Origin of the sequence: Psychrobacter glacincola, assembly GCF_904846215.1 — a bacterium.
Lineage (GTDB): Bacteria > Pseudomonadota > Gammaproteobacteria > Pseudomonadales > Moraxellaceae > Psychrobacter > Psychrobacter glacincola.
Genome location: NZ_CAJGZK010000019.1, coordinates 14,494 through 28,138 on the forward strand (window position 1 = coordinate 14,494; position 13,645 = coordinate 28,138).

At 43.0% G+C, this 13,645-nt stretch carries 10 protein-coding genes; 5 read left to right on the forward strand and 5 right to left on the reverse strand.

The window, feature by feature from the left end; translation table 11 throughout:
• Positions 1-9: 9 nt before the first annotated feature.
• Positions 10-1,467 carry a serine hydrolase domain-containing protein gene (locus tag JMW90_RS10560; protein ID WP_201563976.1) on the forward strand — a complete coding sequence of 486 codons (1,458 nt, stop codon included), beginning with the start codon at positions 10-12 and terminating at the stop codon, positions 1,465-1,467.
• Positions 1,468-1,515: 48 nt separating this feature from the next.
• On the opposite strand, the gene JMW90_RS10565 is transcribed toward JMW90_RS10560, so the two are convergent.
• The 3 genes from JMW90_RS10565 to JMW90_RS10575 form a co-directional block, all read right to left on the reverse strand.
• The gene (locus tag JMW90_RS10565; protein WP_201563978.1) at positions 1,516-2,763 is read right to left on the reverse strand and encodes a cation:proton antiporter; all 1,248 of its coding nucleotides are present in this window, start codon (positions 2,761-2,763) and stop codon (positions 1,516-1,518) included.
• A 365-nt stretch (positions 2,764-3,128) separates the two neighbouring features.
• Positions 3,129-5,039, reverse strand: coding sequence for a dihydroxy-acid dehydratase (gene ilvD / locus JMW90_RS10570; protein WP_201563980.1), 1,911 nt, complete (start codon positions 5,037-5,039; stop codon positions 3,129-3,131).
• A gap of 192 nt (positions 5,040-5,231) precedes the next feature.
• Entirely contained in the window at positions 5,232-6,017 is a 786-nt protein-coding gene (locus JMW90_RS10575; protein WP_201563982.1) for a hypothetical protein, read from the reverse strand.
• Between the two features lie 386 nt (positions 6,018-6,403).
• Here JMW90_RS10575 and JMW90_RS10580 point away from each other — a divergent pair, with 386 nt between their 5' ends.
• The 3 genes from JMW90_RS10580 (at position 6,404) to dusB (ending at position 10,275) form a co-directional block, all read left to right on the forward strand.
• Positions 6,404-6,850 (forward strand): HIT family protein, encoded by a 447-nt coding sequence (locus tag JMW90_RS10580; protein WP_201563984.1) that lies wholly within the window; start codon positions 6,404-6,406, stop codon positions 6,848-6,850.
• A 212-nt stretch (positions 6,851-7,062) separates the two neighbouring features.
• Complete coding sequence (locus tag JMW90_RS10585) at positions 7,063-9,111, forward strand: BCCT family transporter (protein ID WP_201563986.1); 2,049 nt, start codon at positions 7,063-7,065, stop codon at positions 9,109-9,111.
• Positions 9,112-9,243: 132 nt separating this feature from the next.
• Positions 9,244-10,275, forward strand: coding sequence for a tRNA dihydrouridine synthase DusB (gene dusB, locus JMW90_RS10590; RefSeq protein ID WP_201563988.1), 1,032 nt, complete (start codon positions 9,244-9,246; stop codon positions 10,273-10,275).
• 168 nt (positions 10,276-10,443) lie between these two features.
• Here the strand turns inward: dusB and JMW90_RS10595 are convergent, their stop codons facing one another.
• Complete coding sequence (locus JMW90_RS10595) at positions 10,444-10,824, reverse strand: DUF1622 domain-containing protein (protein ID WP_227691941.1); 381 nt, start codon at positions 10,822-10,824, stop codon at positions 10,444-10,446.
• 221 nt (positions 10,825-11,045) lie between these two features.
• On the opposite strand from JMW90_RS10595, the gene JMW90_RS10600 reads away from it, so the two are divergent.
• Positions 11,046-11,933: an SDR family NAD(P)-dependent oxidoreductase gene (locus tag JMW90_RS10600; RefSeq protein ID WP_201563992.1), complete on the forward strand. Its 888-nt coding sequence runs from the start codon at positions 11,046-11,048 to the stop codon at positions 11,931-11,933.
• A gap of 215 nt (positions 11,934-12,148) precedes the next feature.
• Here JMW90_RS10600 and JMW90_RS10605 read toward each other — a convergent pair whose 3' ends face one another.
• Entirely contained in the window at positions 12,149-13,537 is a 1,389-nt protein-coding gene (locus JMW90_RS10605) for an ApeA N-terminal domain 1-containing protein (RefSeq protein WP_201563994.1), read from the reverse strand.
• Positions 13,538-13,645: the final 108 nt, after the last annotated feature.

Sequence of the window (13,645 nt, forward strand, 5' to 3'; positions counted from 1 at the left end):
AGAGCACTTATGATAAATAATAATGAAGATAACTATCAAGCCAATCATCAAACCCCTCATCAAAACACTGCCGCAGAGACTGATATTCAACATCGCTTGCAGCAGTTGCTAACAGAGTTACAGCTTGATGATGCGCCAGCAGGTGGCGCGTTGGTGGTTTACCAAGCTGGTCACTGTATCGCAAAAGCAAGTGTGGGACTGGCACGTGCCGACTTATCATGGAGTCCGGATACTTTGTCTTTGAACTTTTCGACCGGTAAAGGTATTTTGGCGACACTGGTTCATGTATTGGTTTCACAGCAGTTACTTGATTATGACCTACCGATTGCGCATTACTGGTCAGCATTTGCTGCACAAAATAAGGATAAGATAACTTTACGCAGTGTGATGTCGCATCAAGCCAATTTATTTTCGATTCAGAGTATCGATGCCGATAATGAAACCGTGCTTGACTGGGATATTATGCTAGAGAAAATTGCTGCAATGTCGATTACTATGCCTGAACAGGCGCAGTTATACGACAGTGCTTATAGTGCCTTGGTCTATGGTTGGGTACTAGGCGGTGTGATAGAAGCCGTCACTGCTATGCCACTGGCTCAAGCATTACGCCATTATCTTACGGAGCCGTTAGGTATTGCAGACAGCTGCTCTTTTGGCGTACCAGACAATCAGGTCAACAAGGTTGCGCGATTGGTCAAAAACTTTGAGCCGGCAGAAGAAGCACCAGAGAATGTACAACCGCAGCCAGGCTCTCGTCGCCATAAACCAGTTTTAAAACCAGATTCCTTAAATACCCTGCAGACTTATAGCCGTTTACCGAGCTATGCTTGCTGGCAACAACAAGTAGCCAATCAGTCCGCAAGCCAATCAGAAACAGATGATAACAATCAAGTAGTTGAAGCATTGCCAACATTGGATACGGCACAAATCAACCGTTTGTACTTCGATAACAGCCAGCTTAATCTTAAAAACTACAAAGCAGCTCTGCTACTTGCGAGCAAAGAGCCGATCGACTATTACCATCAGCAGACCTTACAAGCGGCTATCCCTGCCGCCAATGGCGTCGCATCAGCACATGCACTGGCGACAATTTATGCGATGCTGGCTAATGGTGGCGTGTGGCAAGGGCAGACGCTTATTAATGAAGCAACCTTTAAGCAGTTATCAACGCCGCAACTCACGGGTATGGATGCTGTCATGCCCGCTCATATGGAATGGCGCTTGGGTTATCATCGTCGCTTTAGCATTTGTGATAATGAGAGTTCTGAGGTAAGTGCTAAAGATACCAAATCTTGGATGTCGCAAAGTTTTGGGCATATGGGCTATAACGGCTCGGTTGCTTGGTGTGATCCTGCGCGTCAATTGTCATTTGCCTTTATTCATAACTTTGATGTGACCATGCTCAATGATATTCGTCAGTTTGCGCTGACGGAAGCGGTATTAGGTTTGATTGATGCTGAGATGTAATAGGCATAAATTTTTATAAGTATCAGTTTTTATACAAAACATATGTCATCAATGTGGCTTATTTGGTGTCATTTTAAGCAACCATGGTGCACTTAAGCCATGGACAAAGATAGAAGCTAAAATCACAATTGAGCACACTATCCAAAGTTTAAGAGCATCTTCATCATTAAAAAATCCTTGGTTGAGCGCATAAGACAAATAGTATAAGGTGCCAATGCCACGAATGCCCAATGCGGAAATAGCATATTTTTCAGTATGATGCATTTTGAGGCCAGATAGGGCAACCATCGCGCCAAGCGGACGTATCAGCAATAAGAAAGTAAAGCTGACAATATAAACGCGCCATGTCAGCTCGACGCCAGCTTGTAGACCTTGACCAAGAAACATACCAAATATGACGAGTACCAACGACATCAGTAGCCCTTCTGACTGTTCAGCGAAGTCATGTAACTTCGCATGATAGGTGTGCTCACACTCTGAGCGCCGAAATGCAAATGCGGCGACGAATACCGCAATAAAGCCATAGCTATGCACATATTCTGCCAGTCCATATGCCAGCAGGGTAATGGCAATAACGACATAGCCTTGAGAAATAGTCGTCTCACGGCTGTATTTTGAAAATACCAGTTTTGCCATCACTTTACCAACGATAACTCCAACCACTAAACCTGCACCAATTTTCCATAGTACATCGTGGGTGAACCATGACCAAAGCATCTCGCCCGTAAAACGCTGTCCTCCACTATAGGCTTCCGCTATCTTAATCGCGAGATAGACAAAAGGAAACGCCAAACCATCATTCAATCCAGCTTCTGACGTTAACGTAAAGCGTGTCGTATCTTCGCCACCAGTGTTAGGTGGTCCAACTTGGATGCTTGAAGCCAGCACGGGATCGGTCGGCGCAAGTACAGCACCTAGCAAAATTGCCGCGCCCAGCGTCATACCAAAGGCGTAGTAGCCTAACATTGCCATCGCAAAAATGCCGACCGGCATAGTGATGAGCAATAGACGCATCGTTGGGCGCCATAGTTGCCACGATAGTCCGGTATCAATCTTTATGCCAGCACCAACCAAAGAAACCAATACCACAATTTCTGTCAGTTTTTCGATAATCAGTCCATTATCGATAGGGTTCAAAAATGCCAAACTTGTCCAAAAATAGCCCATCAGCAAACCAAAGCTTAATTGCAGCATGGGCAAGGAGATGGGCGTGCGTTTAAAGATAATCGGAAACAGCGCACCAAATAAAAAGGCAATGCCGCAGACCAATAAGAATAAATTATAATTTTCAATCATAAGGTTGGTGCACGCTGTTATATGGTCAGTTTAAAGAAAGTATAAGTTAAGCAGTGCGCTACTAGGATTAATTTCTCAAAGCCTCTTGTCTACACAGTGAGCAAAATTCATCCTAGCAGCACGGTATTTTTAAGGTGTATTCATTATATTTGGCTGCAGAGGTTAAAATAATCTCATATGTAATAGCCATTTATAATGACGGTAAATCCATATAAATATCGCAAAAAATCGTTATCAGACAGTGATTAAATAGACAGATACGTTGTTTTTTGGTGAAAAAAAAGCCTGCATCGCGCAGGCTTAGTAGAATATGCTAGATATCGTTTGATAGATTTGGCTTAAGAGCGGTAATTAAGAACTAACGTTTAACGCTCAACTTGGCTGACATCACGTACGGCACCCGTATCGGCACTGGTGGTCATTGCTGCATAGGCACGTAGAGCCGGAGAGACATGACGCTCACGGTTGACGGGTTTCCAAGCGTCACGACCACGATTTTCCATTTCTGCGCGGCGAGCGGCTAACTCTTCGGTGCTGACTTGCATATTGATGGTACGGTTTGGGATATCAATATGAATAGTATCGCCTTCTTGCACCAGACCAATGGCACCGCCTTCAGCGGCTTCAGGGCTGGCATGACCAATCGATAGACCTGAGGTACCACCAGAGAAGCGGCCATCGGTGAGCAGCGCACATTCTTTACCCAAACCTTTTGATTTTAGATAAGTGGTTGGATAGAGCATCTCTTGCATACCAGGACCGCCTTTTGGACCCTCAAAACGAATGATAACCACATCGCCTGCGACGATTTGATCGTCAAGTACCGCTGCTACCGCATCGTCTTGTGATTCAAATATGCGTGCACGTCCAGTGAAAACTAGAATGCTGTCATCAACGCCGGCGGTTTTGACCACACAGCCGCGCTCAGCAATATTACCGTATAGTACGGCAAGACCGCCATCTGTTGAATAAGCATGCTGGGCACTACGGATACAACCTGACTCACGGTTCACATCCAGATTTGACCACTCTTTTGATTGTGAAAACGCCTCAGTCGTCCGTACGCCACCAGGCGCTGCGATATAGCGTGCTCGTGCTTCAAGATTGTCAGGATTCATAATATCCCATTTATCAATCGCTTCTTTCATCGTGGCACTATGAATAGTCGGCAAATCGGTGTGCAGCAAGCCAGCACGGTCAAGCTCGGCCAATAGCGCAAAGACACCGCCAGCACGATGCACATCTTCCATATGATACTTTTGTGACGCAGGGGCAACTTTAGCCAAACAAGGGACGCCACGGCTTAGACGGTCAATATCATGCATTTTAAAATCAACTTCAGCTTCATGTGCAGCAGCAAGCAGATGCAAAATAGTGTTGGTCGAGCCTCCCATGGCGATGTCTAAAGTCATGGCGTTTTCAAAGGCGGCTTTAGTGGCGATAGAGCGCGGTAGTACCGAATCGTCATCTTGCTCGTAGCGGCGTTTGGCTAGTGACACAATCGTGCGACCCGCTTCTAAGAATAGCTCGCGGCGCAGTGAGTGAGTTGCCAACAGCGAGCCATTACCCGGTAATGCCAATCCTAATGCTTCGGTCAAGCAGTTCATAGAGTTGGCGGTGAACATACCAGAGCACGACCCACAGGTAGGACAGGCTGAGGCTTCAATAGCGGCAACATCTTCATCACTAATGCTGTCATCAGCGGCATCCATCATCGCATCGACGAGGTCAAGCTTGCGAATGGCATTGCCTTTACTGTCAGTGCTATGGACGTCGCTACCACCATCATTATTATGGCTGTGTGCCACGGTACTGGCGATAATTTTGCCCGCTTCCATCGGTCCACCTGAAATAAATACTACCGGAATATTGAGGCGCAGAGCTGCCATTAACATACCAGGGGTGATTTTATCGCAGTTAGAAATACATACTAGCGCATCGGCGCAGTGGGCATTGACCATATACTCAACAGAATCAGCAATCAAATCGCGACTCGGCAAGGAGTACAACATGCCGCTATGACCCATGGCAATACCATCATCAACGGCAATAGTATTAAACTCTTTTGCAACGCCGCCTGCTTTTTCAATTTCACGTGCAACCATTTGCCCCAAGTCTTTTAGATGCACATGGCCGGGTACAAACTGAGTAAAGGAGTTGGCAATGGCAATAATCGGTTTGCCAAAGTCGCCATCAGTCATGCCGGTTGCGCGCCATAAGGCACGAGCACCTGCCATATTGCGACCGCCGGTAGAGGTTTTTGAATTATAATCCATGTGGTATTCCTTACAAATGAGCGAGATTTATTAATATGTGCAGCATCCGCTGCGATAGTGGTTGTGATAATGATAGTGTGCTTTTTATACCAGGAGAGTACTAGTGAATAATACTAAGTCGTTACCATACCATTAGATATGAGTAACTGAAAATAATTAACCTATAACGAGCAAGACTTAAGGGTCAATAATTTATGCAATGCGCTCCAAAATAGCGCTTTCAAACCAAGGGAGCTCGCCTTTATCGGCTTCTAGCTTGGCAATCACGACTAAGGCATGAGTTGCTGGTAGGTATTGATAGTCGATATCGGCCTGTATCGTCAATGGCAGCGGCTTATTGGTTTCTGTATCAATGCTTTGTTCGTCAATACTAATCAGTGGTTGGTTGTTGTTTTTATATAGGATATCAATACGACCAAAGAACTGCCAGTCTTTAAAGGCGGCAACAACAGCATCGTCTTTATCTTGGGTATAAATTTGCTGCGTCTCTTTGCCGGTATTGGTCCAATGCAAGCGGACAGCGAGTTGTAATGCTTCGCTAAACACCACCAATGAGCCAACCACCTTGACATGCCACGGTATTGATAATAACGCCTCGTCAATACCAATTAGCTTGGCAGCTTCTTGCGCTGTCATCAGCGTATTAAATTGTGCCAGTAGCTTTGGCGTCAAAGGATGGGCCTGCTTAATGGCATCTTCTAAGCTGTCATAGTGATATAAAAACGGCAGCGGCAAGTCTTGGGTAACGGTCTTTTGACTGATTTTACAGTTATGAATATGCCAACTGATTGCCTTATCGGTCAGTGCGTGCGCCAAAATAATGGCATTTGGGGCAATCGTTGTCGGGCTGCTCTTCCCAAGTGTTTGCTGATGCTCACCATGGTTTGCAGTAGCATTATGGGTCATAGCGTCATTGATAGACTGTGTATCAGTATCAGTATTATTCGATAATTGAGTTGGCAAGGCAGTCAAATCCATAAATATGAGGTCATTAAGAGAGTAGATTAATATAACATTTATCGCGCGTGGCTCGTCAATAAATTCATCATCAATGAAAGCAGCGGGTTGGTGATTAAGATGAATCAATGATTATCCGGTACTTGTACTTAAAGCAGATTTCGTCCACTATATTTTCTGATGTAAGTATCCGTTTAATACTTGCTATCCACTTAATACTAACTTCGATTCGATACTATAATAGTTGATCTACTTTTAAAAGAGTACAGCACTACCGGGGTTAATGATTCGCAGCCTCTGTCTGCGTAGACACAGCAAGCAAGAAAAATTAACCCCAGTAGTGCTTGATGATATTCGTATTTCTTTTATTTAGGGCTGACTATCATAAACGTTTAAGGAATAAAATAATGAGCCAAGCCAATCAGCAAACTACTTATAAAGACGATAATATTTTTGCCAAAATGCTCGATGGCGATATCCCTTATCATAAAGTTTATGAAGATGACAAGACTCTTGCTTTTATGGATATTATGCCGCAAGCAGCAGGACATGTTTTGGTCATTCCTAAGCAAAAAGCGGTGGATTTGGCTGAGCTTGAACCTGAGTACGCTTCTGCTGTACTGATGACGGCCAAAAAAGTCATGCAAGCCCAGCGTCAAGTATTTGAGCGAGAAGGCATTATTCAAATGCAGCTCAATGGCGCAGAAGCCGGGCAAACGGTATTCCATTACCATGTGCATCTGATTCCTTCGAGCATCCATGAGCTTGGTCGCCATGCCGTCACCCAAGCAGATCATGCAGAGCTTGCAAAAACAGCTGCGCAATTGGCAGCGATTATTAATGCGGAATTTTGAGAGAGCTGATTGGCGTTCTGAGTCAAAATAATAAATATCAGTTATGTTTTAAATAACAATAAAAGAGCAACTAACAAGGTGCCTTTTTTGTTTTTAGGTAATAGTGCTGTAACAATAGTTCAAGTAATGTGACAAATGAGCAGCAATGCTGGGGTTTGTAAGGCGTTTATGATAAACAGTAGCTCTACTTGCTCGTTAATAAGAATCTGCTTATGAAGAACAAATCCTCCCGTTCTACTATTTTATTGCCAGTCTTTGTGCCGGCAGCAGTCATTATGCTGCTATTAGTGATTGGTACAGCTATTAATCCGGAGTCTGCTGGTGAGTTGTTTAGCACTGTTCTGAATTTTACCACCGAAACCTTCGGTTGGTTCTATATGTTGGCAGTGGCCATATTTTTGATGTTTATTATTGTCTTGGCGTTCTCGTCTTATGGCAGTATCAAGCTGGGTCCAGATCATGCGGTGGCAGAGTATAATTTTCTTGAATGGTTTGCCATGCTGTTTTCAGCAGGGTACGGCATCGCTTTACTATTTTACGGCGTAGCAGAGCCAGTGATACACTTTGCCAGTCCGCCACTCTCAACGCCGCAGACTATCGAGGCCGCCAAAGAAGCAATGCAAATTGCCTATTTCCACTGGGGCTTTCATATTTGGGCGATTTATGGTGTGGTCGGTTTGTCACTGGCGTACTTCTCTTTTCGTCATGGCTTACCCCTGTCAATGCGCTCAACACTATATCCGTTAATTGGTGATAAAATTTATGGCCCGATTGGACACACTGTTGATGTATTTGCCATTGTGGGCACGATGTTCGGTATCGCAACCAGTTTAGGGATTTCTGTATCGCAAATCAACGCAGGCCTAAATTATCTACTACCAAATACGGTACCGGTCAGCATGACAGTTCAGGTGATTATTATTGCGCTGGTGACACTAGCAGCTTTAGTATCCGTCCTCGCTGGCATGGACAAAGGCGTAAAGCGACTGTCGATTTTAAACATGCTGTTAGCAACGGGGCTGATGCTGTTTGTCTTTATTGTGGGTCCGACCATATTTATTCTCAATGCCTTTATGGAAAATACAGGCAGCTATTTAGGCAATATCGTTGAGCGTACTTTTAGCTTGCAAGCCTATCAGTCGAGTGATTGGATTGGCAGTTGGACGCTCTTTATCTTTGCATGGACGATTGCTTGGGCACCCTTTGTCGGATTGTTTATTGCCAAAATCAGTCGGGGCCGTACTATCCGTGAATTCGTATTGGGCGTAATGTTGGTGCCAACATTCTTTACGTTCTTTTGGTTCGCAGTTTTTGGTGATACTGCACTACATATGATTATGGTTGATGGTTACGATGGGCTCATCACTGAGGTACAAAATAACCAAGCAATTGCGTTATTTAAATTATTGGAGAACTTGCCTTTCACTCAGATAGTGTCGTCATTGACCGTATTATTGATTATTACCTTTTTTGTGACCTCGTCAGATTCAGGTTCGCTGGTTATTGATTCTCTTGCAGCGGGTGGACGTAGTGATACGCCATGGTGGCAACGTACGTTTTGGGTAGTGACCGAAGGCGCGGTTGCCGCGGCTCTACTGGTAGCTGGTGGACTGACTGCTTTGCAAACTGCCGCTATTGTCAGCGCTTTACCCTTTGCTGTTATTATATTGATTTCGATATTTGGCATGTGGCGTGCGCTACGTATTGAAGGGCATCGCAATCAGAGCTTAGCCAATGACAATCACCTACCACCACATTTATTAAAGTTAGACGCATGGCGTGATCGTATTGACTATATGACCAATCAACCAACGCGCGACAAAGTGCTAAGTTATATCAAAGGCACAGTTTTATCATCGATGAATGAAGTGGCCGCAAAATTTGCCGAAACGGGCTGGCTGCCGGATGTTAATTATGATGAGGTCAATAACCGTGCTGTATTGGAATTAAGACGTGGCGATAATGTTGAATTTTGGTATGAAGTGCGTTTGTCAGAGCATGAGGTTCCTGACTATTATACGAATGATAAAGCCAGTGAATTACCACAAGAGCACCATTATCGTGCTGAGGTATATTTGCGCCGTGGTGGTCAAACTTATGATTTATATGGTTATCAACCAGAGTCAATCATCAATGACATTATTGATCAGTTTGAGAAATATCTACACTTTGTCAATGTCTCGCCAAATATTTTGCCATGGCGTATGCAGGAGCATGATGAAGATATAACGCTAGAGCAGGGCAGTGTGTTTGATAAATAAGGGCTTACTGTTCAAAAAGAAGGGTTTATCAATGCAAGTTATTCACGTTAATCGCTTGCATTATACGTACGAATCCTTAGAATAACGGCTTGTTTTTATTGACTAATTTTAATCAACAGCAAGCCGTCTTTTATGTCTACTAATTCTCCAGTTTCACCTTCGAATTTTCTAGCGTCTGACCATCCTCTATTGCAACCATTAATGATTGGCGGCTTGACGATTGAAAACCGTCTGATAGTCGCGCCGATGGCAGGGGTCACTGACAATCCTTTTCGCAGGTTATGTAAATCCTTTGGTGCAGGTCATGCCGTCAGTGAGATGATTATCGCTGATACGGCATTGTATGCGCGCAAAAAATCGCTTTATCGTGCCAATTTCGATAATGAGATTGCGCCTATTTCTGCACAGATAGCGGGCGCAGAACCTGATAAATTGGCAGCAGCGGCCCGTTATCAGATTGATAATGGTGCACAGATTATTGATATTAATATGGGCTGCCCTGCCAAAAAGGTTTGTCGTAAGCTGGCAGGCTCTGCATTACTACAAGATGAGGATTTAGTGGCGCGCTTGCTAGATGCTGCGGTGAATGCCGTCGATGCGCCTGTGACGTTAAAAACACGATTGGGCTATGAGAATGGGCGTGAGAACATTTTGCGCGTTGCAAAGCGAGCAGAACAAGCGGGCATTGCTGCTATTGCTATACATGGTCGCACGCGCGAAGATATGTACACTGGCGAGGCGCGTTATGAGCTGATACGTGAGGTCAAAGAAAGTATTAGCATTCCAGTTATCGCAAATGGCGACATCGATAGTGCACAAAAAGCGCAGCGCGTCTATGAGCTGACCGGTTGCGATGCGGTAATGATTGGACGTGCGGCACAAGGACAACCATGGATATTTCGTGATATTGAGCATTTTTTGCGCACAGGGGAGACGCTGGCGCACCCAAGTGTTAGCGAGATAAAAAAGATTGTACTGACGCATTTAGAGGAGCTGTATGAGTTTTATGGTGAATATTCAGGCTGCCGTATTGCGCGCAAGCATATCGCTTGGTATACCACCGGTATTCCGAACTCTAATGCCTTTCGTCAAGCCATGTATGGCGAGGAGAGTACCGCTGGACAGTTTCGCGTGGTTGAAGCTTTTTTGCAGGCTCATGAGTAAGGCATGAATAGCTATAGTCAGAGAAAAGTAATATCGATACATCAAGTACTGCTGATATTAATTTTTCTTGCTTGCTGTGCCTATGCAGACAGAGGCTGCAAAAAATTTATACCAGCAGCACTGTAGCGTTTTTGAGATATTTTAACTATATTTACAATGAAACACATATTACAACTCATCAGCATGCTCGGCTTTCGACTTTTGTTCAGGCGCAGATTTGGGGTGTTGCCAAGGAAAGCGGCCTTCTAGTTCAACTTGTAAAGACAAGCTTAAAAAAGTTCGAATGAGTACAATAAATCCCAAGACCAAAACGCTACGCAACGTGGGCTCTGTGACTACGGTAGCCATAATATCAGCAGCGATGAGCACTTCGAGCCCTAATAAAATAGACTTACCAACCGTCTGCCGGATTTCGACATAGGAGTCATGGGTAAAGCGACCCGTTAAACGAATGGCTCTATAAAAAGCATAAAATAGTCCAAAAAGCATAATAAGAACACCAACGACTTCAACGAATTTGGCAATCAGATCAACATAATGAGCTAGCATTTCTATCAAAAGACATTCTCCTTTAAGAGGCGTAACCTATAAAGGCAATTATAGCTAAAAAACTGGGCATAGCAGCAGGGAAGATTTGCTGCCCCTTTGTTATCGGTTCGCAATATTATTTTTATAAAATTTTACTGATAATTTTTCGAGTAATTACAATGTAATTTTGCTACTCTAGAGCTGCACATTATTGGGAATATAATAAACAAAAAGGATGTTTTATGGCTAACCCCTCAAAAAAAGCAATCAATAAAGCAGTTCAAGACAAGAATATCATTATAACGGGGGCATCAAGCGGTATTGGTGAGCGGACTGCCTATTTACTCAGTGAATGCGGCGCTCATGTCATTTTATTAGCACGAACTGAAGATAAGCTAAAAGCCGTTAAAGAAAGTATTGAGGAGCTTGGTGGTAAGGCCAGTTATTACCCTTGTGATTTGACCAACATGGATGAAATTGAAAAAGTCAGCACGCAAATTTTGGCGGATTTTGGTCATGTTGATGTATTGGTAAATAATGCGGGGCGTTCAATTCGACGCTCGGTTCATGAGTCTACTGAGCGCTTCCATGATTTTGAGCGCACCATGGATATCAATTACTTTGGCGCAGTCAAAATCGTCCTTGGATTTTTGCCGACGATGATTGAACGTCAAACAGGTCAAATTGTTAATATCTCATCGATTGGTGTATTGGCAAACAGTCCGCGTTTTGCCGCGTATGTCGCCTCAAAATCGGCATTAGATGCTTTTAGTCGTTGTTTAGCTGCTGAAGTCAAAGGCGATAATGTGACGATAACCAATATCTTTATGCCATTGGTACGCACGCCTATGATTGAGCCGACTAAGTTATACCGTTACATGCCGGCGCTTATGCCAGATGAGGCAGCAATGATGGTCGCCAAAGCGATTGTTCATAAACCAAACAGTATTGCCAGCAACATGGGTAAATTTGCCTCAGCTACTTATTCATTGGCACCAGCGATTAACGTTGGTATTCAATCGATAGGTTATCGTATTTTTCCAAGCACTCGTGCTGGACTGACTACTGATAAAAAACCAAACCTTGCCCAGCGTGCCTTTGCTAGAATCTTACCGGGTGAGCATCACTAGAATAGTATTCTATTAGCTTTGATCTAAAATAAAAGAGGATACTACGGTATCCTTTTTTAATGCATAAAAGATTACTGATACTCATGTAAATAGGTAGGAAGTGGATTTCTATTTACCATAAAGCCCGTTATGGGAATAGCAGACAGTGGCAAAACCTCAATAGCAGGCGCATCTTTGCTGCGCTCGGCGCCAAAAACGCATAGTTAATTAACTTGTTATATTTCATCAAACTTCTGTTTTAGCTTGTAGTTATTACTCAGTATTCTTTGAATATCAAGCTCTTCGAAACCCAACTGCTGTAGAAGATGAAGCTGAAAGACAGCTTCCATTTTTTGACATAGTCTCCATAGTTCCGAGCCTTTAAGAGAGTCTTTTTCAAGATCCTCACTATAGTGAGTAAGATAATTTCTAGTGTTGACTACGTTTCTAATAAACTTATTTCGCTGCTTTGAACTTCCGATATAAGACTTGTAAGGCTCAATAATCCGTTTAATCCTTTGACCAAGATTAATTTCATTGCCATGATACAACCGCCCCCGCAACCATCTCCTATGTTGTTTTGGGCAATTCCATAGAATAGATGCGATCATTGCCCTAAACTCTGCTTCATCTTTCAAGGTCTCATTTGATGTTCTTCTATGATACGTTTCTAGAGCTTGTGCAAGTGCCAAGAATTTTCCATCCAAGTACTTGTAGTCTCCAGATACTGCAGAGAAATACAGCCCAAGAGACGGGCGTATTATCGAGTAGGTACTAAACCATTGATTAAATACATGTTCAGCATTTTCATGAATGTCTGCAAAACGAAATAGCATTTTATGTGTGTCAATTTTTGGTACATTATCTGAAAAAGGTAGACTGGGGTAGTATAGTTTCATAGTCACAGGTATTGTTTTCCCTTGTGAAATTTCCCTGACTATCTCATTTGATGTTGCAGATACGTCACTAATCGTGACTGTAGAATCAACCGCAAAACCAAGTAAATACGTAAGTTGATGTATAATCTTGCTGAACTCTACAAACTCCTTTGCATCATCAGATGATAATCTGAAGTACGTTCGATGAGTTATTTTAGCTTCTGTTGTATTACCAGATCCTGGAAGCGTATATCCGAAAAGGATATGCAACTTAAATCCTGTTTGTAAGTTGTAGACTATTTCTTCCTGAGGAACATAACTTATAGTTGCTGTTTTGTAGTCGCTGCTATAGGAAATTCCTATTCCGGTTATCCCTACCCACTCGTTTATACCTTCTACTGTGAAAGTAACAGTATTAAATGTAATAGCTTCGTCTTTACCATAGCGAACCCCGCTAATGACTTTATTGACATGAACTGTTGATTTGCTTATACCGCCAAATGCAAAATTCTTCTTTCTGTAGAAACAGTTCTCTAGAGTAACAAAACCATCTTTTTCTACGTGACCAACAATTCTTCTTAGATCATCATTTCCATTAAGAGCTTCAATACTTTCATCAAATAGGCCAACTACCTCAAGTTCAATTTCTCCACCATCTAGTATAGATAAGTTTCCTGGAATTTTTTTATCTTCGTTTTCAGGAAGCAAAAAGTAACCAGATTTTTTCAATTCTTCTTTAATTCTCATTTGACTTCCTTGTAAAAACTAATGCCTCGTTAAGAAGCTAAAATAATCATTCAAATTAAGCAACGGAGTAACATACCAATTGTTATCTGTCCTATAATTATTGTAAAA

What these genes read in the sequence shown, in the direction of transcription:
- JMW90_RS10560 (WP_201563976.1), top strand. Translation starts at nt 10, where the DNA reads ATGATAAATAATAATGAAGATAACTATCAAGCCAATCATCAAACCCCT.
- JMW90_RS10565 (WP_201563978.1), bottom strand. Translation starts at nt 2,763, where the DNA reads ATGATTGAAAATTATAATTTATTCTTATTGGTCTGCGGCATTGCCTTT.
- ilvD (WP_201563980.1), bottom strand. Translation starts at nt 5,039, where the DNA reads ATGGATTATAATTCAAAAACCTCTACCGGCGGTCGCAATATGGCAGGT.
- JMW90_RS10575 (WP_201563982.1), bottom strand. Translation starts at nt 6,017, where the DNA reads ATGGATTTGACTGCCTTGCCAACTCAATTATCGAATAATACTGATACT.
- JMW90_RS10580 (WP_201563984.1), top strand. Translation starts at nt 6,404, where the DNA reads ATGAGCCAAGCCAATCAGCAAACTACTTATAAAGACGATAATATTTTT.
- JMW90_RS10585 (WP_201563986.1), top strand. Translation starts at nt 7,063, where the DNA reads ATGAAGAACAAATCCTCCCGTTCTACTATTTTATTGCCAGTCTTTGTG.
- dusB (WP_201563988.1), top strand. Translation starts at nt 9,244, where the DNA reads ATGTCTACTAATTCTCCAGTTTCACCTTCGAATTTTCTAGCGTCTGAC.
- JMW90_RS10595 (WP_227691941.1), bottom strand. Translation starts at nt 10,824, where the DNA reads ATGCTAGCTCATTATGTTGATCTGATTGCCAAATTCGTTGAAGTCGTT.
- JMW90_RS10600 (WP_201563992.1), top strand. Translation starts at nt 11,046, where the DNA reads ATGGCTAACCCCTCAAAAAAAGCAATCAATAAAGCAGTTCAAGACAAG.
- JMW90_RS10605 (WP_201563994.1), bottom strand. Translation starts at nt 13,537, where the DNA reads ATGAGAATTAAAGAAGAATTGAAAAAATCTGGTTACTTTTTGCTTCCT.